The 20,074-nt window shown below is 57.4% G+C and carries 20 protein-coding genes; 14 read left to right on the top strand and 6 right to left on the bottom strand.

What is annotated here, in order from left to right; genetic code table 11:
• Window position 1 precedes the first annotated feature (1 nt).
• From recF to dnaA, 3 genes are read right to left on the bottom strand one after another with little or no spacing between them, the layout of a single operon-like run.
• The gene (recF, locus tag CAF76_RS06770) at window positions 2-1,105 is read right to left on the bottom strand and encodes a DNA replication/repair protein RecF (RefSeq protein WP_007911886.1); all 1,104 of its coding nucleotides are present in this window, start codon (window positions 1,103-1,105) and stop codon (window positions 2-4) included.
• 14 nt (window positions 1,106-1,119) lie between these two features.
• The gene (gene dnaN / locus CAF76_RS06765; RefSeq protein WP_011331733.1) at window positions 1,120-2,223 is read right to left on the bottom strand and encodes a DNA polymerase III subunit beta; all 1,104 of its coding nucleotides are present in this window, start codon (window positions 2,221-2,223) and stop codon (window positions 1,120-1,122) included.
• A gap of 39 nt (window positions 2,224-2,262) precedes the next feature.
• Entirely contained in the window at window positions 2,263-3,786 is a 1,524-nt protein-coding gene (gene dnaA, locus CAF76_RS06760; protein ID WP_085647154.1) for a chromosomal replication initiator protein DnaA, read from the bottom strand.
• Window positions 3,787-4,353: 567 nt separating this feature from the next.
• Here dnaA and rpmH point away from each other — a divergent pair.
• The 5 genes from rpmH (at window position 4,354) to mnmE (ending at window position 8,281) form a co-directional block, all read left to right on the top strand.
• A complete protein-coding gene (gene rpmH / locus CAF76_RS06755) occupies window positions 4,354-4,488 on the top strand; it encodes a 50S ribosomal protein L34 (protein ID WP_003213577.1) in 135 nt (44 codons plus the stop codon).
• A gap of 16 nt (window positions 4,489-4,504) precedes the next feature.
• Complete coding sequence (gene rnpA / locus CAF76_RS06750; RefSeq protein ID WP_011336726.1) at window positions 4,505-4,906, top strand: ribonuclease P protein component; 402 nt, start codon at window positions 4,505-4,507, stop codon at window positions 4,904-4,906.
• A complete protein-coding gene (gene yidD, locus CAF76_RS06745; RefSeq protein WP_010465488.1) occupies window positions 4,899-5,144 on the top strand; it encodes a membrane protein insertion efficiency factor YidD in 246 nt (81 codons plus the stop codon). The genes rnpA and yidD overlap by 8 nt, the downstream gene beginning before the upstream one ends.
• Window positions 5,145-5,146: 2 nt before the next feature.
• The gene (yidC, locus tag CAF76_RS06740) at window positions 5,147-6,829 is read left to right on the top strand and encodes a membrane protein insertase YidC (protein WP_085647153.1); all 1,683 of its coding nucleotides are present in this window, start codon (window positions 5,147-5,149) and stop codon (window positions 6,827-6,829) included.
• Window positions 6,830-6,910: 81 nt separating this feature from the next.
• Window positions 6,911-8,281 carry a tRNA uridine-5-carboxymethylaminomethyl(34) synthesis GTPase MnmE gene (mnmE, locus tag CAF76_RS06735; protein WP_064600643.1) on the top strand — a complete coding sequence of 457 codons (1,371 nt, stop codon included), beginning with the start codon at window positions 6,911-6,913 and terminating at the stop codon, window positions 8,279-8,281.
• Between the two features lie 42 nt (window positions 8,282-8,323).
• Here mnmE and CAF76_RS06730 read toward each other — a convergent pair whose 3' ends face one another.
• From CAF76_RS06730 to CAF76_RS06720, 3 genes are all read right to left on the bottom strand, one after another.
• Window positions 8,324-10,759: a TonB-dependent siderophore receptor gene (locus tag CAF76_RS06730; protein WP_085647152.1), complete on the bottom strand. Its 2,436-nt coding sequence runs from the start codon at window positions 10,757-10,759 to the stop codon at window positions 8,324-8,326.
• A 120-nt stretch (window positions 10,760-10,879) separates the two neighbouring features.
• A complete protein-coding gene (locus CAF76_RS06725) occupies window positions 10,880-11,827 on the bottom strand; it encodes a FecR domain-containing protein (protein ID WP_064600638.1) in 948 nt (315 codons plus the stop codon).
• On the bottom strand, window positions 11,827-12,333 hold the full coding sequence (locus tag CAF76_RS06720; RefSeq protein ID WP_085647151.1) for a sigma-70 family RNA polymerase sigma factor: 507 nt from the start codon (window positions 12,331-12,333) through the stop codon (window positions 11,827-11,829). The genes CAF76_RS06725 and CAF76_RS06720 overlap by 1 nt, the downstream gene beginning before the upstream one ends.
• Before the next feature lie 571 nt (window positions 12,334-12,904).
• On the opposite strand from CAF76_RS06720, the gene mnmG reads away from it, so the two are divergent.
• The 9 genes from mnmG (at window position 12,905) to CAF76_RS06670 (ending at window position 20,053) form a co-directional block, all read left to right on the top strand.
• Window positions 12,905-14,803, top strand: a complete 1,899-nt coding sequence (mnmG, locus tag CAF76_RS06710; RefSeq protein ID WP_085647149.1) for a tRNA uridine-5-carboxymethylaminomethyl(34) synthesis enzyme MnmG — start codon at window positions 12,905-12,907, stop codon at window positions 14,801-14,803.
• A complete protein-coding gene (gene rsmG, locus CAF76_RS06705; RefSeq protein WP_007911906.1) occupies window positions 14,800-15,444 on the top strand; it encodes a 16S rRNA (guanine(527)-N(7))-methyltransferase RsmG in 645 nt (214 codons plus the stop codon). Before mnmG ends, rsmG begins: the two co-directional genes overlap by 4 nt.
• Window positions 15,445-15,462: 18 nt before the next feature.
• Window positions 15,463-16,260, top strand: a complete 798-nt coding sequence (locus CAF76_RS06700) for a ParA family protein (RefSeq protein ID WP_039764974.1) — start codon at window positions 15,463-15,465, stop codon at window positions 16,258-16,260.
• A 9-nt stretch (window positions 16,261-16,269) separates the two neighbouring features.
• Window positions 16,270-17,142: a ParB/RepB/Spo0J family partition protein gene (locus tag CAF76_RS06695; protein WP_064600630.1), complete on the top strand. Its 873-nt coding sequence runs from the start codon at window positions 16,270-16,272 to the stop codon at window positions 17,140-17,142.
• Between the two features lie 148 nt (window positions 17,143-17,290).
• On the top strand, window positions 17,291-17,698 hold the full coding sequence (locus tag CAF76_RS06690; protein WP_003229783.1) for a F0F1 ATP synthase subunit I: 408 nt from the start codon (window positions 17,291-17,293) through the stop codon (window positions 17,696-17,698).
• Between the two features lie 16 nt (window positions 17,699-17,714).
• Complete coding sequence (gene atpB / locus CAF76_RS06685; RefSeq protein WP_039764981.1) at window positions 17,715-18,584, top strand: F0F1 ATP synthase subunit A; 870 nt, start codon at window positions 17,715-17,717, stop codon at window positions 18,582-18,584.
• Window positions 18,585-18,718: 134 nt separating this feature from the next.
• Complete coding sequence (gene atpE, locus CAF76_RS06680; protein WP_003097235.1) at window positions 18,719-18,976, top strand: F0F1 ATP synthase subunit C; 258 nt, start codon at window positions 18,719-18,721, stop codon at window positions 18,974-18,976.
• A gap of 57 nt (window positions 18,977-19,033) precedes the next feature.
• The gene (locus CAF76_RS06675; protein ID WP_007954149.1) at window positions 19,034-19,504 is read left to right on the top strand and encodes a F0F1 ATP synthase subunit B; all 471 of its coding nucleotides are present in this window, start codon (window positions 19,034-19,036) and stop codon (window positions 19,502-19,504) included.
• A 12-nt stretch (window positions 19,505-19,516) separates the two neighbouring features.
• Window positions 19,517-20,053, top strand: a complete 537-nt coding sequence (locus CAF76_RS06670; protein ID WP_007911956.1) for a F0F1 ATP synthase subunit delta — start codon at window positions 19,517-19,519, stop codon at window positions 20,051-20,053.
• Window positions 20,054-20,074 lie beyond the last annotated feature (21 nt).

Genomic DNA, 20,074 nt, shown 5'->3' with positions numbered 1-20,074 from the left:
TTCACTCCCGATGGTCGTGGGTCTGGGTGATACGGCCCTGTTCCACGTGGAACAGAGCGACTGGCGTTTCCGTCTGCCAGCCTTCCCTCAATAATTCGTGATCTACACAGGTGATAAAGACCTGGCAGCGTAAGTCTTCCAGCAAACGGCACAGCGCGCGACGGTGGCTCTCGTCCAGCTCGGACGGCAAGTCATCCACCAGATAAATACACTGGCCGCGTCGGGCCTGGCTCACCAGATGCCCCTGGGCAATCCGCAACGCACAGACCACCAACTTCTGCTGACCCCGGGACAAGATGTCCGCGGCGTTGTGTGCGCCCAACCTAAGACGCAAGTCAGCCCGTTGTGGCCCAGCCTGGGTGTGACCCATCTGCTGGTCCCGTTGCAAGGATCCAGCGAGTACAGCGCTCAATTCCCGGTCTTTGTCCCAGCCTCGGTAATAGCTGAGCGTCAAACCTTCGAGCTCAACCAGTTCGCTCAAGGTTTGTTCAAAGACTGGTTTCAAGGCTTTGATGTAAGCGCGGCGGTATTCATCGATTTCAGCGCTGGCCTGGCACAGTTCCCTGTCCCAAACCGCTTGCGAAACGGCGTCAAGTGTACCATGCCGCAGCCAGGAGTTTCTCTGGCGCAAGGCCTTCTGCAAACGCTGCCAAGTGGCCATGAACCGCGGTTCAACGTGGAACACGCCCCAGTCGAGAAACTGCCGGCGAATCTTCGGCGCGCCTTCCAGCAGGCGGAAGCTGTCGGGGTTGATCAACTGCAGCGGCAGGATCTCCGCCAGTTGTGCCGCACTGCGGGCATTCTGACCGTCAATGCGAATCTGGAACTCGCCCTGACGATCGCGAGATATCCCCAATGCACTATGGCCACCCTCGGCAAGTTCGACTTGGCCGAATACAGTGCAGGCGAGTTGCTCATACTGGATGACCGGCAACAGCCGCGTGCTACGAAACGAACGGGCAAGCCCCAGCAGGTGAATGGCTTCCAGAACACTGGTTTTGCCGCTGCCGTTGGCGCCGTAAAGAATGTTGATTCGGGGGGAAGGGGAGAAGGTCACCGGGTGCAGATTGCGCACCGCGGTGACCGAGACGCGACTTAGCGACATCCAGAGTCAGCTGATTACAGACGCATCGGCATAACAACGTAAGCCGAATCGTCGTTGTCGGACTCTTGCACCAGCGCACTGCTGTTGGAGTCGGACAGGATCAGACGAACCTGCTCGGTGGTCATCACGCCCAGCACGTCGAGCAGATAGCTGACGTTGAAGCCGATTTCCAGGGAGCCGCCGTTGTATTCCACGCCTACTTCTTCTTCCGCTTCTTCCTGCTCCGGGTTGTTGGCCTGGATCTTCAACTGACCGCTGGCCAGTTGCAGACGGATACCGCGGTACTTCTCGTTGGACAGAATCGCGGTACGGCTGAACGCTTCACGCAGCGCCTGACGATCGCCCAGTACCAATTTGTCGCCGCCTTTCGGCAGAACACGCTCGTAGTCCGGGAACTTGCCGTCGACCAGCTTGGAGGTGAAGGTGAATTCGCCGGTGGTCGCGCGGATGTGGTGCTGGCCCAGCACGATGCTGACATTGCCATCCGGCTCGGTGAGCAGACGTGCCAGTTCGAGAATACCTTTACGCGGCACAATCACCTGATGGCGATCCTGCTGACCGATGTCGGCCTGCATCGAGCACATGGCCAGACGGTGACCGTCGGTGGCCACGGCACGGATCACACCGGTCGACACTTCCAGCAACATACCGTTGAGGTAGTAACGCACGTCCTGTTGAGCCATGGCGAAACTGGTGCGTTCGATCAGGCGACGCAGCTTGCTCTGTTCCAGGCTGGTGGTCAGCGAACCCGGGCCTTCTTCCACAGTCGGGAAATCGTTGGCCGGCAGGGTCGACAGGGTGAAACGGCTACGGCCGGCTTTCACCACCAGCTTCTGCTCGTCGACCTTGATGTCGATCAGCGCATCGTTCGGCAGGCTCTTGCAGATGTCCATCAGCTTGCGCGCCGGCACGGTGATGGAACCTGTTTCAGCCGGCTCCTCGAGTTGCACGCGACCAACCAGCTCGACTTCCAGGTCGGTACCGGTCAGCGACAGTTGCTGGCCATCGACAACCAGCAGCACGTTGGACAGTACCGGCAAGGTCTGTCGGCGCTCGACGACGCCTGCGACCAGTTGCAGGGGTTTCAACAGGGCTTCGCGTTGAATGGTGAAATGCATGGTCTAGTCCCTTGCCTTAATAAGCTGCGCTGGTGTTCATCAAGTGGTCAGTGTACGCAGCAGGTTCTTGTAGTCCTCGCGGATGTCCGCGTCGGATTCCTTAAGTTCATTGATCTTGCGGCAGGCGTGCAACACGGTCGTGTGGTCGCGACCGCCAAACACATCGCCGATTTCCGGCAGGCTGTGGTTGGTCAGTTCCTTGGACAATGCCATGGCGACCTGACGCGGACGAGCGACCGAACGCGAGCGGCGTTTGGACAGCAAGTCGGAGATCTTGATCTTGTAGTACTCGGCGACGGTGCGCTGAATGTTATCCACAGAGACCAGTTTGTCCTGCAACGCCAACAGGTCTTTCAGGGATTCGCGAATCAACTCGATGGTGATGTCGCGGCCCATGAAGTGCGAGTGGGCGATCACGCGTTTCAGCGCGCCTTCCAGCTCACGGACGTTGGAGCGAATGCGCTGGGCAATGAAGAACGCCGCATCGTGTGGCAACTCGACTTTGGCCTGGTCGGCCTTCTTCATCAAGATCGCTACGCGGGTTTCCAGCTCCGGCGGCTCGACGGCAACCGTCAGGCCCCAGCCGAAGCGGGATTTAAGGCGCTCTTCAAGGCCTTCGATTTCTTTCGGGTAGCGGTCACTGGTGAGAATGACCTGCTGGCCACCTTCAAGCAGGGCGTTGAAGGTGTGGAAAAACTCTTCCTGGGAACGTTCCTTGCGGGCGAAGAACTGAATGTCGTCGATCAGCAGGGCGTCCACCGAACGGTAGAAACGCTTGAACTCGTTGATCGCGTTCAGTTGCAGCGCCTTGACCATGTCGGCCACGAAACGCTCGGAATGCAGGTACACGACCTTGGCATTCGGGTTCTTCTTTAATAGATGGTTACCCACCGCGTGCATCAAGTGCGTTTTACCCAGACCTACGCCGCCATAAAGAAAGAGCGGGTTATAGCCGTGCTTGGGATTGTCTGCCACTTGCCAGGCCGCTGCTCGGGCGAGCTGGTTGGATTTACCTTCGACGAAGTTCTCGAAGGTGAAAGTGCGGTTCAGGTAGCTGGTGTGCTTGAGCGCGCCTTCGACCTGCACAGTGCGCTGTTCGGCACGAACCGGGGCCTGTTGCGAAGCGGCACCAGCCATCGGATCGAAGCTGTCGCGGGACGGCTCTTCACTGATTTCTTCGGTTTTCTGCGTCGAGCGCTTGGTCGGTGCAGGCGTGGGAGCTGGCGCTGGAACGCTGGCCGGCGCGGCATTGGCCTGAGCCTGGGACACTTGCGCAGCAGCCAATGGCGCATTCGGTGCGGCACGCGGCGCTGAACTGCGTTTGCTGCCTATTAATAAGGAGAGCGACGGTGCCAGACCGTTGCCATGCTCATCCAGCAGTTCAAGGACGCGCCCCAGGTACTTTTCGTTGACCCAGTCCAGAACAAAACGGTTCGGTGCGTAGACGCGCAACTCGTCGCCTTCGGCTTCGACCTGTAGTGGACGGATCCAGGTGTTGAATTGTTGGGCAGGCAGCTCTTCGCGCAAAAGCTCCACGCACTGCTGCCAAAGTTCCACTGACACGGATATCCCCTAAGTTGAAAGCCGGTGAGGCAAAAACAAGCGGCCATTGTAGCGGCCAGTCGTCCACTTATCCACATGCAGGTTGCCCGGTGGACATGATTTATCAATGCGTTAAACGAGAAAAAGGCGACCGACGGTGTGTGCATAAGCTCTGTGGATAACCCTATCTGAGCACACTGGACAATTGGGGGCGAAACTCGGTGGATAACCAGCCTGTGGATAACAACCCATTCCACACACAGGTTATCCGACAGCGCAGCACAGGCTGAACACGGTTTTCCACTGTAGTTGTCATTCTCTGTACATCGCTTGAAACAAGGCCTTGAGCCAGTTATCCACAGACAGTGGGGTTCCTAGCTTTTACAAGCTTTACAGAAAAGCTTTAAATAATTCCCTTCTTTATTTTTATCTCTGGCAAACGGGTAATCAGGTCCTGGACGCTCTGAAGATCTATTTATAAGGAAACGTTGGTTGGAAATTGACCTATTGGCTTGCTTTCTCTAGAATCCCCGGTCTCTTAAAACGGGGGCCATTCCGGCCCGTTGTGGACGAACCAGGTAACACGACATGAAACGTACTTTCCAACCAAGCACTATCAAACGCGCTCGTACCCACGGTTTCCGTGCTCGCATGGCTACCAAGAACGGTCGTGCCGTACTGTCGCGTCGTCGCGCCAAAGGCCGCGCACGTCTGGCAGTTTGATAATCCGGCACTGGAGGTGAGTCAGGACTTCAGTCGGGAAAAGCGTCTGCTTACACCCCGGCATTTCAAGGCAGTCTTTGACTCCCCTACCGGCAAGGTTCCGGGGAAAAATCTCCTGCTCCTTGCGCGCAACAACGATCTCGATCACCCCCGTCTCGGGCTGGTTATCGGGAAAAAGAGCGTCAAGCTCTCCGTCGAGCGCAATCGCCTCAAACGTCTTATGCGCGAATCGTTTCGCCTGCACCAGGATTCACTGGTCGGCTGGGACATCGTTATCGTCGCGCGCAAGGGTTTGGGTGACGTAGAAAACCCCGAATTGATTCAGCATTTCGGCAAACTCTGGAAACGTCTGGCACGCAACAAGCCGGTACCAGCAGTCAAAACCGAAACTGTAGGGGTAGACAGTCCAGATGCGTAAACTGGCACTCGTTCCGATCCAGTTTTATCGCTACGCCATTAGTCCCCTGATGGCCAGTCACTGTCGTTTCTACCCCAGCTGTTCTTGCTACGCGTATGAAGCCATCGAAAATCATGGCCTTCTGCGCGGTGGCTGGCTGACCTTTCGTCGTTTAGGTCGCTGTCATCCGTGGAATCCCGGTGGTTATGACCCGGTTCCACCTATCCCTACCTCCCGTTCTTCTTCGATGGCCGAGTAATCATGGATATCAAACGCACGATCCTGATCGTCGCCCTGGCAATCGTGTCCTACGTCATGGTCCTTAAATGGAACCAGGACTATGGCCAGGCTGCCCTGCCGACTCAGAATGTTGCTTCCAGTACGACTACATCCGGTTTGCCGGACACCGCCACTGGCAATAATGTTGCTGCCAGTGACGATATTCCGCGCGCCGCAAGCGATACCAGCGCACCTGCCGAAACGCCGGTCGCCGTCAGCAAGGATCTGATCCAGATCAAGACCGACGTGCTCGATCTGTCGATCGATCCACAAGGTGGTGATGTTGCTCAGTTGACCTTGCCGCTGTATCCACGTCGTCAGGATCGTCCGGACGTTCCGTTCCAGCTGTTCGACAACGGTGGCGAACGTACCTATCTGGCACAGAGCGGTCTGATTGGTACCAATGGTCCGGATGCAAACCCGGCCGGTCGCCCGATCTACTCTTCGGAGAAGAAGACTTATCAACTGGCTGACGGTCAGGACCAACTGGTCGTCGACCTGAAATTCAGCAAGGACGGCGTCAATTACATCAAGCGTTTCACTCTGAAACGTGGCCTGTATGACGTGACCGTGACCTATCTGATCGACAACCAGAGCGCTCAGCCCTGGTCCGGTTCGATGTTCGCCCAGCTGAAACGCGACGCCAGCGCCGATCCTTCGTCGACCACTGCTACCGGTACCGCGACTTATCTGGGCGCCGCCCTGTGGACAAGTTCCGAGCCGTACAAGAAAGTGTCCATGAAGGACATGGACAAAGCTCAGCTCAAGGAAACCGTCACCGGTGGCTGGGTAGCCTGGCTGCAACACTACTTCGTGACTGCATGGGTTGCTCCGAAGGGCGAAAACAACATCGTCCAGACCCGTAAAGACAGCAAAGGCAACTACATCATCGGTTACACCGGTCCTTCGTTGACCGCTGCACCGGGTGCGAAAGTCGAGACCAGCGCTGTTCTTTACGCCGGTCCGAAAAGCCAGGCGGTGCTGAAAGAGTTGTCCCCAGGTCTGGAACTGACTGTCGACTACGGCATTCTGTGGTTCATTGCCCAGCCAATCTTCTGGCTGCTGCAACATATCCACAGCATCGTCGGCAACTGGGGCTGGTCGATCATCTTCCTGACCATGCTGATCAAAGGGATCTTCTTCCCTCTGTCGGCCGCCAGCTACAAGTCGATGGCCCGCATGCGCGCCGTGGCTCCGAAACTGGCAGCACTGAAAGAGCAACATGGCGATGACCGGCAGAAAATGTCGCAAGCCATGATGGAGCTGTACAAGAAAGAGAAGATCAATCCGCTGGGTGGCTGCTTGCCGATCCTGGTGCAGATGCCGGTTTTCCTTTCCCTGTACTGGGTTCTGCTGGAAAGCGTGGAAATGCGCCAGGCGCCATTCATGCTGTGGATTACCGACCTGTCGATCAAGGATCCGTTCTTCATCCTGCCGATCATCATGGGCGCGACCATGTTCATCCAGCAGCGTCTGAACCCTACACCTCCGGATCCGATGCAGGCCAAGGTGATGAAAATGATGCCGATCATCTTCACCTTCTTCTTCCTGTGGTTCCCGGCAGGTCTGGTGCTGTACTGGGTTGTGAACAACTGCCTGTCGATTGCCCAACAGTGGTACATCACGCGTAAGATCGAAGCGGCGACGAAAAAAGCCGAGGCGTAACTTACTCTGTGGATAACACCACTCAAAACGCCCCCTAGTGGGGCGTTTTGCTATCTGCCATTTTTGTCTGGATACCGGTTTATGAGCGCACCTCGTGAAACCATCGCAGCTGTCGCCACCGCCCAGGGCCGTGGTGGTGTGGGCATCGTTCGAATTTCCGGGCCGCTGGCCAGCGTTGCTGCCAAAGCCATCAGCGGCCGTGAACTGAAACCACGATTTGCCCACTACGGCCCGTTCTTAACTGACGATCAACAGGTGCTGGATGAAGGTCTGGCGCTGTATTTCCCCGGGCCGAACTCGTTCACCGGCGAGGACGTACTGGAACTGCAGGGCCACGGCGGCCCGATCGTCCTCGACATGTTGCTCAAGCGTTGCCTGGAACTGGGCTGCCGTCTGGCCCGTCCTGGAGAGTTCAGCGAAAGAGCATTCCTCAATGACAAACTCGACCTGGCTCAGGCCGAGGCGATCGCCGACCTGATCGAAGCCAGTTCTGCACAGGCTGCGCGCAATGCCCTGCGCTCTCTGCAGGGGGCATTTTCCCAACGTGTGCATAACCTCACCGAACAGCTGATCGGTCTGCGGATCTATGTCGAAGCGGCCATCGACTTTCCGGAAGAAGAAATCGACTTCCTTGCCGATGGCCATGTCCTGAGCATGCTCGACAAGGTGCGCGACGAGTTATCCACCGTATTGCGCGAAGCCGGGCAGGGCGCGTTGCTGCGGGACGGCATGACCGTGGTGATCGCCGGTCGTCCGAATGCCGGCAAATCCAGCCTGCTCAACGCTCTGGCCGGTCGTGAAGCCGCGATCGTGACCGAAATCGCCGGTACCACTCGGGATATCCTGCGTGAACATATCCACATCGATGGCATGCCGCTGCACGTTGTGGACACCGCCGGTCTGCGCGATACCGATGACCATGTGGAAAAAATCGGCGTTGAACGAGCATTGAAAGCCATTGGCGAGGCTGACCGAGTGCTGCTGGTAGTCGACGCCACTGCGCCAGAGGCCGCCGATCCGTTCGCCTTGTGGCCGGAATTCCTCGAAACCCGGCCGGATCCGGCGAAGGTCACATTGATCCGGAACAAAGCCGATCTGACTGGCGAAGCCATTGCCCTGGAAGTCAGTGACGATGGCCACGTGACGATCAGCCTGAGCGCCAAATCTGCGGGAGAGGGGCTGGATCTGCTGCGTGATCACCTCAAGGCCTGTATGGGTTACGAGCAAACCTCGGAAAGCAGCTTCAGTGCGCGGCGCCGGCATCTGGAGGCCTTGCGTCACGCCAGTGCGGCGTTGGAACACGGTCGCGCCCAGCTGACGCTGGCGGGCGCTGGCGAATTGCTCGCTGAGGATTTGCGTCAGGCCCAGCATTCTCTGGGTGAAATCACCGGGGCCTTCAGTTCCGATGATCTGCTGGGAAGGATCTTTTCCAGCTTCTGCATCGGCAAATGACAAAATGGGCTGTGGACATTTTATCCACAGCCCCTTTTTGTATTACCAGTTATAAGAAACCGTACCGAGCAAGGTGCGGTCCTCGCCCCAGTAGCAGCGGCCGGCATCGTTGCATCCCGACACATATTCCTTGTCGAACAGGTTCTTCGCATTCAGGTCGACGCTCCAGTGCGTGTCGATCTGATAACCGATCGCCGCATCCACCAACGTCACATCGCCGGCGTCCAGCTTTCCGTATAGCGAAGGCGAGGTGTAGGCGAACGCACTGTCGAAGTAACGCACACCACCCCCTACGTACAATCCTTTCAGATCGCCATCAAGGAAGCGGTATTTGGCCCAGACCGAGGCCTGATTACGCGGCACGCCCGTCATCTGGTGGCCTTTGACCAATGACGTCGTCGCGTCTTTGGTGATTCGGGCGTCGGTATAGGTGTAGGCCGCAGTGACATTCAGGTTCTGTGTCAGATTGCTGTTGAGTTCAAGTTCTACACCTTTGGAACGGCTTTCGCCCACCTGACGGTAACTCGACGTCGTGGCATCGAAGTAGGTGTCGTCCTTTTTGCGCAGGTCATACACCGACGCCGTGAATGCGGTGTCCCAGCCGATCGGTTCGTACTTGAGACCCACTTCGTACTGGCTGCTGGTGATCGGATCGAGAGGCGCGCCGGCGTTGGAGATCTGTTGCACCGGCACGAACGAGGTGGAATAGCTGACATACGGCGTCATACCGTTGTCGAACTGGTACATCACTCCGCCCTGATAGGTGAACTTCTTGTCCTCGGAACTGATGTCGCTGGAGCGGGCCACCTTGTCGCGGAAATCACTGTCGACCCAGTCCTGACGACCACCGAGCAGGAACAGCCAGCGGTCGTATTTGCTCTGGATCTGTGCATAAACACCTTTCATCTGTTGTTCGAGCAAGGTGTTTTGCACCGCGATCGGCGTGGTCGGATCGCGCAGGTAGACGGGGTTATACACATCAATCGACCCGACCAGCCCTGCATTCCAGTCCTGATTGAAGGAGGTACGATCATAGCTGGCGCCGACCAGCACCGTATTCTCCAGGCCACCGACCTGGAATTTGCCCTCCAGTTGGTTATCCAGCGAGTACACCATCGACTTATTGAAGCGATCGTAGGCGGTCATGTTCAGACGCGTGCCGAACCCGGCGTTGTTAAGGTTGCCCGGCCAGGTCTCATGTCGGGTGATGCGCGACTGCATGTAGCGAGAGTTCTGACGGAACTGCCAGTCATCGTTGAACGAGTGGCTGAATTCATAGCCAGTGCTCCACGTTTCCCTTTCGAACGTGTTCCAGTCCGGGTCACCGAGCATGGTGCCTTTGGATAACTTGCCGTTAGGGTTTGTCAGCAGAGTCCCGGCGGCCGGCAGGCCAAGTTCCATGTTGGTGTGATCCTTCTGGTAGTTGGCCAGCAGGGTCAGGGTATTGAAGTCGTCAAAATTCAGGGTCAGGGATGGTGCAACGTAGATCCGGTCATCGGGGACATGATCGGTCTGGGTGTCCGATTTACGTCCGAGCATCACCACCCGCCCGAGAATGTTGCCGCTGTCGTTGAGCGGACCGGAGACATCGACGCCGACCTGCCGGCGATTGTTCGAGCCATAGCCCAGTTGCACTTCACCCCGGGGTACAGCGGTAGGACGTTTGCTCACCAGATTCACCAGCCCGCCCGGTGCGTTCTCCCCATAAAGCAGCGAAGAAGGGCCGCGGAAAATCTCCACTCGCTCAAGGCCATAAGGCTCGGTGCTGGTGTCATACCGGTTGCCCTGTACGCGTAGTCCATCACGCAACAGACCGTAGCCGTAATCGGTGGCGTTGAAACCGCGAATGTAGAACAGATCCCCCGCCAGACTGTCGCCGGCGGCAAACGGTGGCGCAAAGATCCCCGGTACGTAGCCAAGTACTTCGGTGAGTGTCTGAGATTTCTGATCCTTCATGCGTTGGGCGGTTACGACTGACACCGAACGTGGTGTTTGCGACAACGGCGTACTGGTTTTCGTACCGACCCGACTGTTCTGTGCCTTGTAACCGACGTCGTCGGCGTAATCCAGGTTCATCGGGTTGGCCAACTGACCATTGATATTGGTCGGTGCCAGCTCCAGCGAATCGCCGTTTGGCAGTGCCTGCAGAATGTAGCTGCCCGGCGCCTGTGGCACGGCTTGCAATCCCGACCCCTGCAGCAGTTGGGCAAACCCTTGTTTCACGCTGAAGTTGCCGTTCAGCCCGGCGCTGCGCAAACGGCTGGTCTGTTGCGGCGAGAACGACAGAATCACATTCGCGGCCGAGGCGAACTGGCTCAGGGCGGTATCGAGCGGTCCCGCAGCAATGGCGTACCGCTGAGCTGCTGTCGCAGCGAAGGCGTCATCGGTGATGACCAGGCAGGACGCAGCACTGGTGATCAGTAAGCTGTAGGCAATGCAGTGGTGGGAAAAACGCTGACGGAACGTGGGAAGACGCATGTGTGGATAAGCCCTGAAAGTGGCAAAGAGCCGCGTTTATCGCGATTACCTGTAGGGCCGGGTCAGGGCAAAAAAAGATAACCCTTGTGTTCAATTATTTTTCCCCAGGTATTTTTTCGCTCAGGCGTCGTGACTGATCGAAACCCAGTAACGGGTGAAGTAGCGGACCTTTATCGGCAGGGACGCCTGAAGATTGGCCAGCACTGCGTCGGTGGAGTCGAGACGAAAGGTGCCGGAAACCCGAAGATCCCGTGCGCGGGTATCGCAATGCAAAACACCGCTGCGATAGCGCCCCAACTCGTCGATCACCTCGCCCAACCGGGCATTGAGCACAATCAACTGACCGTTGGTCCACGCTACTTCCGAGGATTTGAAAGGATGAATCAACCCGATGTGCCGACCATCGAAGTCGGCGCCTTCGCCCGCCTTCAGGATGATTGCGGTTGTCGACAGGTCGGCGGGCTGGACGCTGACCCGGTCTTCCAGCACACCCACACGGGTAGAAACCGACAACTGATGTACAGAGAATCGGGTACCCAGCGCTTGAATCCGGCCATTGCGGGTTTCGACGAAAAAAGGCCGTTGATCACCGAGCTTGCCGGTTTGAATCAGGATCTCTCCAGAGCGTAAACGGATCAGTCGCTGGGCTGCGTCAAAAGACACATCAATCGCTGTACCGGTATTGAGCTGAATCTGGCTGCCATCGGCCAATGTAATGTTGCGGCGCTGACCGACGCCGGTTTTATAGTCGGCCCAGACATCGCCAAGGGAGGTACGCTGCTGAACATTCCAGCCAACGAAACCAGTTCCTGCGGCGAGCAACAACAACTTCAGTACCTGGCGCCGTTGCTGGCCGGTATTCAGCGCACGACGTTTCAAATCCTGCGGCAGGGTGCCGAGGTGACGCTGTAGTTGTTCCATCTGATTCCACGCCGCCAGATGCGCTGGATCACTATCTATCCACAGTTGCCAGGCTTTCTGTTCGGTGAGGGTCGGCGGGTCGGCTTGAAACTGCACGTACCAACTGGCGGCGGTTTCGAAAATCTTGCGGCTGGGTGCGATGGCCATCAACGCTGCGCCATGATCAGGGCACATTCCGTCAAAGCGCGGATCATGTGCTTCTTCACTGTTGTCAGCGACACCTTCAACTGCACGGCGATCTGTTGATAAGTCAGCCCATCGATCTGCGAAAGCATGAAGATCCGCTGGGTTCGTGCGCCAAGACCGGCCAAGGCTTTATCCACATCAACCAGAGTTTCGATGATCAGCGCCTTGTCTTCTTCGCTGATGGCCGTGGCTTCAGATCTGGCGGCGAGGGTCTGCAAATACGCGGCCTCGATCGCGCGTCTTCTATACCGGTCAATGACCAGGCCGCGTGCAACGGTGGCCAGATAATCCCGAGGTTCGCGAATCTGAGCCGCATTGCGGGCGGCCAGGATCCGCACAAACGTGTCATGCGCGACATCGGCCGCATCGCAGGCGTCATGCAATTTTCCCTTCAGCCAACCATATAGCCACGAATGGTGTTGCTCGTAGATTTGCTCGATCGCAGCGTTATGGGCGGGTAGGGACATGGGAGCAACTGGTGAGTTAATGATAATGGCTATTATTAGCCTCTGTTACGTTCTCTCACAATAGCCCCGTCACTTCCCTCCATCAGCGTCTCCACCGTCACCTGCCCCCGGACAGGCGCTTTTATGGCGCCCTGGAAAAGCCGTTTCGTCGATTTTCTGTGGATTAAGCCCTGTGAATAACTGCCACTGAGGGCAGTTGATAACAGGACCTGAAAGCTGAACATAACTGCCTCTGTGGATAACCACCCCATTCATCCACAGGCTTACACCGGTTATCCAAGGGCCTCATGGCGACATGGCCACAGGGTTTTGAATCTCTGTACACATTGAAAATAAAGGCCTGTAGAAATCTATCCACAGATATCATGGGCAGTAAGAATAAGCTTTAAAACAAAGGTTTTATAAATTTCTCTCTTTTTTATTCTTTTAACCGCAAGTTCTCCACAGCTGGTTAAATTTTGTGCAAAGGGTTCTTTAGGAAGGGCGAAGTCCCTATACTTGCCGACCAGGTCCAGAAACCTGATCTCAAACTATTCCTGAATTACCTACTTAAGCAGGCACGAGGTGCGTGGTGGATTTCCCTTCCCGTTTTGAAGTGATCGTCATCGGCGGCGGTCATGCCGGTACCGAGGCAGCACTGGCCTCAGCACGCATGGGTGCAAAAACCCTTCTGCTGACGCACAACGTGGAAACCCTCGGTGCCATGAGTTGCAACCCGGCCATCGGCGGCATTGGCAAAAGCCATCTGGTCAAGGAAATCGACGCCCTCGGCGGCGCGATGGCCATGGCTACCGATAAGGGCGGCATCCAGTTTCGCGTGTTAAACAGCCGCAAAGGCCCGGCCGTACGGGCGACCCGCGCGCAAGCCGACCGGATTTTGTACAAAGCCGCTGTCCGCGAAATACTGGAAAACCAGCCGAACCTGTGGATATTTCAACAAGCCGCTGACGACCTGATCGTCGAGCAGGAACAGGTACGCGGTGTTGTCACGCAAATGGGTCTGCGTTTCTTCGCCGATTCCGTGGTGTTGACCACTGGTACGTTCCTCGGCGGACTTATCCACATAGGCTTGCAGAATTTTTCCGGCGGTCGCGCCGGTGATCCACCGTCGATCGCCCTGGCGCATCGTCTGCGTGAACTGCCGCTGCGAGTCGGTCGCCTGAAGACCGGCACACCTCCGCGTATCGACGGCAAGTCTGTGGATTTCTCGGTGATGACCGAGCAGCCAGGTGATACGCCGATCCCGGTGATGTCGTTCATGGGCAACAAGGAACAGCATCCACGGCAAGTCAGTTGCTGGATTACCCACACCAACGCCCGCACCCACGAAATCATTGCCGCGAACCTCGATCGCTCGCCGATGTATTCCGCTGCAGGCGAAATCGAAGGCATTGGTCCGCGTTATTGCCCGTCGATCGAAGACAAGATTCACCGATTTGCCGACAAGGAAAGCCATCAGGTGTTCATCGAGCCGGAAGGCCTGACCACCCATGAGCTTTATCCGAACGGGATATCCACAAGCCTGCCGTTCGACGTGCAATTGCAGATCGTGCAATCGATCCGCGGCATGGAAAACGCGCACATCGTGCGTCCGGGTTATGCGATCGAGTACGACTACTTCGATCCGCGCGACCTGAAGTACAGCCTGGAAACCAAGGTGATCGGCGGTCTGTTCTTCGCTGGCCAGATCAACGGCACCACCGGTTACGAAGAAGCCGGTGCGCAGGGTTTGCTCGCCGGTGCCAACGCTGCATTGCGTGCGAAAGGCAAAGAAGCCTGGTGCCCGCGTCGCGACGAAGCCTACATTGGGGTATTGGTCGACGACCTGATCACCCTCGGTACCCAAGAGCCGTACCGCATGTTCACTTCCCGTGCCGAGTACCGTCTGATCCTGCGTGAGGACAACGCCGACCTGCGTCTGACCGAAAAAGGTCGCGAACTGGGCCTGGTCGATGACGAGCGCTGGGCAGCGTTCTGCAAGAAACGCGAAAGCATCGAAATCGAAGAGCAACGCCTGAAAAGCACCTGGGTTCGCCCGGGCACCCCGCAGGGCGATGCGATTGCCGACAAATTCGGCACTCCGCTGACTCACGAATACAACTTGCTCAATCTCTTGAGCCGTCCGGAAATCGACTACGCTGGTCTGGTCGAAGTGACCGGGCAGGGCGCCGAAGATCCACAGGTCGCCGAACAGGTCGAGATCAAGACCAAGTACGCCGGTTACATCGATCGCCAACAGGACGAAATCGCCCGTCTGCGTGCCAGTGAAGACACGAAACTGCCTGTGGATATCGATTACACCAACATTTCCGGTCTCTCCAAGGAGATCCAGAGCAAGCTGGGTGCCACGCGTCCCGAGACGCTGGGCCAGGCTTCGCGGATCCCCGGTGTGACCCCGGCAGCGATCTCGCTGTTGATGATTCATTTGAAAAAACGCGGCGCGGGCCGTCAGTTGGAGCAAAGCGCTTGAGTTCTAAGGTCACTTCGCAACACGCCGAAGAGTTATCCACAGGAGCCCGCGAGCTCGGTGTCAATCTCACTGAAACCCAGCACGAACTGCTGCTGGGTTATCTGGCCCTGTTGATCAAATGGAACCAGGCCTACAACCTGACTGCCGTTCGCGATCCGGACGAAATGGTTTCCCGTCATTTGCTCGATAGCCTGAGCGTGATGTCGTTCATCGAAAATGGGCGCTGGCTGGATGTCGGCAGCGGCGGCGGAATGCCGGGGATCCCTCTGGCGATCCTGTATCCGGACTCGCAGGTGACCTGTCTGGACAGCAACGGCAAGAAAACCCGCTTCCTGACCCAGGTCAAACTCGAACTCAAACTGGATAACCTGCAAGTTATCCACAGTCGCGTCGAAGCCTTCCAGCCTGCACAGCCGTTCAACGGGATCATTTCCCGGGCGTTCAGCAGCATGGAGAACTTCACCAACTGGACTCGCCACCTCGGCGACGCCGATACGCGCTGGCTGGCAATGAAGGGCGTCCATCCGGCGGATGAGCTGGTAGCATTGCCGGCAGACTTCAAACTCGATAGCGAACACGCCCTGGCCGTACCCGGTTGCCAAGGCCAACGCCATCTGCTGATACTGCGCCGCACGGCATGATTGGGAACACAAGCAAGAATGGCTAAGGTATTCGCGATAGCGAACCAGAAGGGTGGTGTGGGCAAGACCACCACCTGCATCAACCTCGCAGCATCCCTGGTCGCGACCAAGCGCCGGGTGCTGTTGATCGATCTCGATCCACAGGGCAACGCCACCATGGGTAGCGGCGTGGATAAGCATGGCCTGGAAAATTCGGTCTACGACCTGCTGATCGGCGAATGCGATCTGGCCCAGGCGATGCACTACTCCGAACATGGCGGTTATCAACTGCTGCCGGCCAACCGTGACCTGACGGCGGCCGAAGTGGTGCTGCTGGAAATGCAGATGAAGGAAAGCCGTCTGCGCAGCGCGCTGGCGCCGATCCGCGAGAACTACGATTACATTCTGATCGACTGCCCGCCGTCACTGTCGATGCTCACACTGAACGCACTGGTCGCCGCTGACGGGGTCATTATCCCCATGCAGTGCGAGTACTTTGCGCTCGAAGGTCTGAGCGACCTTGTGGATAACATCAAGCGCATCGCTGAACTGCTGAACCCGAACCTGAAAGTCGAAGGCCTGTTGCGGACCATGTACGACCCGCGCCTGAGCCTGATGAACGACGTTTCAGCCCAGCTCAAGGAACACTTCGGCGATCAACTGTACGACACGGTGATCCCGCGCAACATTCGTCTGGCCGAAGCTCCGAGCTACGGCATGCCGGCGCTGGCCTACGACAAGCAATCGCGTGGCGCGCTGGCCTATCTGGCCTTGGCGGGCGAGATGGTTCGCCGTCAGCGCAAAAATTCACGCACCGCCGCTGCCCAGCCAACTTAAGGAATCCCCATGGCCGTCAAGAAACGAGGTCTCGGACGAGGACTGGATGCGCTGTTGAGCGGTCCGACTGTCAGCTCGCTGGAAGAACAAGCGGCGCAGGCTGACAGCCGCGAGTTGCAGCACCTGCCGCTGGACCTGCTGCAGCGCGGCAAGTATCAGCCACGCCGGGACATGGATCCGCAGGCGCTGGAAGAGCTGGCGCAGTCGATCAAGGCCCAGGGCGTGATGCAACCGATCGTGGTTCGCCCGATTGGTGGTGGTCGTTTTGAAATCATTGCCGGCGAACGTCGCTGGCGCGCGAGTCAACAAGCCGGGCAGGAAACCATCCCGGCGATGGTGCGTGATGTGCCGGATGAAACGGCAATCGCCATTGCGCTGATCGAGAACATCCAGCGCGAAGACCTGAACCCGATTGAAGAGGCGGTAGCCCTGCAGCGCTTGCAGCAGGAATTCCAGCTCACTCAGCAACAGGTTGCCGAGGCTGTGGGTAAGTCCCGCGTCACCGTGGCCAATCTGTTGCGCCTGATTGCGCTGCCGGAAGTGATCAAGACCATGCTGTCCCATGGCGACCTGGAGATGGGTCATGCCCGTGCATTGCTTGGTCTGCCGGACAATCAGCAGGTGGAAGGGGCGCGACATGTTGTCGCACGCGGTCTCACCGTGCGCCAAACTGAGGCACTGGTTCGCCAATGGTTGAGTGGCAAACCGGAGCCGGTCGAACCGTCCAAACCCGACCCGGATATCGCCCGCCTCGAACAGCGTCTGGCCGAGCGCCTGGGCTCTGCGGTGCAGATCCGCCACGGGAAGAAGGGCAAGGGGCAGCTGGTGATCGGTTACAACTCCCTCGATGAGCTTCAAGGTGTGCTCGCACACATCCGCTGAAACAATTCCTCTTGTAGCGCGCAGTCGGAAATCACTACCTGACAGTTGAATAGGGGCAGAACCGCCCCTATACTCTGCGCGCATTTTGTCGGCACAAATTATGCCAAGTTATTGAATTTCGGCAGCCGGCCATTGGAGAGCAATAGTGATGGAAACCCGCAAGCCAAACCGCCTGCCGTTCCATCGCCTGGCGGTTTTTCCGGTGTTAATGGCTCAATTTGTCATTTTGCTCATTGCCGCTTTGGCGCTCTGGCAATGGCACGGAGTCGTTGCCGGATACTCGGGACTTTGCGGAGGCCTGATAGCCTTGCTGCCCAATGTTTATTTCGCTCACAAGGCATTTCGGTTTTCCGGCGCCCGAGCAGCCCAGTCCATCGTCCGGTCTTTCTATGCCGGCGAGGCAGGCAAACTGATTTTGACGGCAGTGCTGTTTGCACTGGTGTTTGCAGGTGTGAAGCCACTGGCGCCGATCGCTGTATTCGGCGCCTTCGTGCTGACTCAGTCGGTCAGCTGGTTCGCTCCCCTGCTGATGAGAACAAGACTTTCGAGACCTTAGGGCGTTTGAGGCAACCATGGCAGAAACAACCGCTTCGGGCTATATCCAGCACCACTTGCAGAACCTGACCTTCGGTCAGCTACCCAACGGCGGCTGGGGCTTTGCCCACACCGCAGCAGAAGCCAAGGAAATGGGCTTCTGGGCTTTCCACGTCGATACCCTCGGCTGGTCGGTCGCGCTGGGTCTGATCTTCGTCATTCTTTTCCGCATGGCGGCCAAGAAGGCGACTTCCGGTCAGCCGGGTGCACTGCAGAACTTCGTTGAAGTCCTGGTCGAATTCGTCGATGGCAGCGTGAAAGACAGCTTCCATGGCCGTAGCCCGGTGATTGCACCGCTGGCACTGACCATCTTCGTCTGGGTGTTCCTGATGAACGCCGTCGACCTGGTACCGGTCGACTGGATTCCTCAGCTGGCCATCCTGATCTCTGGCGACCACCACATCCCGTTCCGCGCCGTGTCGACTACCGACCCGAACGCGACCCTGGGCATGGCGTTCTCGGTTTTCGCACTGATCATTTTCTATAGCATCAAGGTCAAGGGCATCGGCGGTTTCATCGGCGAACTGACCCTGCACCCGTTCGGCAGCAAGAACATCTTCGTTCAGGCCTTGCTGATCCCGGTGAACTTCCTGCTGGAATTCGTGACCCTGATCGCCAAACCGATCTCTCTGGCTCTGCGTCTGTTCGGCAACATGTATGCCGGCGAGCTGGTGTTCATCCTGATCGCTGTGATGTTCGGCAGCGGCCTGCTCTGGCTCAGCGGCCTGGGCGTTGTCCTGCAGTGGGCGTGGGCTGTGTTCCACATCCTGATCATTACCCTGCAGGCGTTCATCTTCATGATGCTGACCATCGTCTACCTGTCGATGGCGCACGAAGAAAACCATTAAGACCAGTCTCGACTAGTCTGATGTCCTTCCCGGTCAAACGGGAAGGGGCTCCTCACGGGGCACCATGAAACGATTTGTTTTACCGCTTTAATCTAAAAAACCTAAACCATACGACGTAAAAGTCGGGAGGAAAGATGGAAACTGTAGTTGGTCTAACCGCTATCGCTGTTGCACTGTTGATCGGCCTGGGCGCACTGGGTACCGCAATTGGTTTCGGCCTGCTGGGCGGCAAGTTCCTGGAAGGCGCAGCGCGTCAGCCAGAAATGGTTCCAATGCTGCAAGTTAAAATGTTCATCGTTGCCGGTCTGCTCGACGCCGTAACCATGATCGGTGTTGGTATCGCTCTGTTCTTCACCTTTGCGAACCCGTTCGTTGGTCAGATCGCTGGCTAATCATTCGGATCTCCGAGTGATTTGGTGTGATGGACAACGTAACTGCGAGGTGTTGGCGTGAACATTAATGCGACCCTGATTGGCCAGTCCGTTGCGTTCCTGATTTTTGTACTGTTCTGCATGAAGTTCGTATGGCCTCCGGTCATCGCGGCTCTGCACGAACGTCAAAAGAAGATCGCTGATGGTCTGGACGCTGCCAGCCGTGCAGCTCGCGACCTGGAGTTGGCCCAAGAGAAAGCGGGTCAGCAACTGCGCGAAGCGAAAGCTCAGGCAGCTGAAATCATCGAGCAAGCCAAGAAACGCGGTAACCAGATTGTCGAAGAGGCCGTTGAAAAGGCCCGCGTCGACGCTGACCGTGTGAAGGTTCAGGCTCAAGCCGAGATCGAACAGGAACTGAACAGTGTCAAAGACAAGCTGCGCGCCCAAGTGGGCTTGCTGGCTGTCGGCGGCGCCGAGAAGATCCTGGGTGCCACAATCGATCAAAACGCGCACGCAGAGCTGGTTAACCAACTGGCTGCTGAAATCTAAGCGAGGGCGATCATGGCAGAACTGACCACGTTGGCCCGACCTTACGCTAAGGCGGCCTTCGAGCACGCTCAGGCCCACCAGCAACTGGCCAATTGGTCAGCCATGCTCGGCCTGGCAGCAGCGGTGTCGCAAGACGACACCATGCAGCGCGTGCTCAAGGCCCCGCGACTGACGAGCGCAGAAAAGGCCGCCACGTTCATTGACGTGTGCGGCGACAAGTTTGATGCCAAGGCACAGAACTTCATCAATGTCGTTGCCGAAAACGACCGTCTCCCGCTTCTGCCGGAGATCGCCGCTCTTTTCGACCTGTACAAGGCCGAGCAAGAGAAATCGGTAGACGTTGAAGTGACCAGTGCTTTTGCATTGAACCAAGAACAGCAAGACAAACTCGCCAAGGTTCTCAGTGCACGACTCAACCGGGAAGTGCGCCTGCAAGTTGCGGAGGATGCTGCCCTTATAGGTGGTGTCGTTATCCGCGCCGGCGACCTGGTTATCGATGGCTCGATTCGCGGCAAAATCGCGAAACTTGCCGAAGCATTGAAATCTTGAGTTTGAAGGGGCAGCAGAGCA

This window comes from Pseudomonas sp. B40(2017) (genome assembly GCF_002112855.1).
GTDB classification, from domain to species: Bacteria; Pseudomonadota; Gammaproteobacteria; order Pseudomonadales; family Pseudomonadaceae; genus Aquipseudomonas; species Aquipseudomonas pharyngis.
The sequence above is the reverse complement of the archived record's forward strand: the minus strand, read 5'-3'. Positions and strand labels throughout refer to the sequence as shown.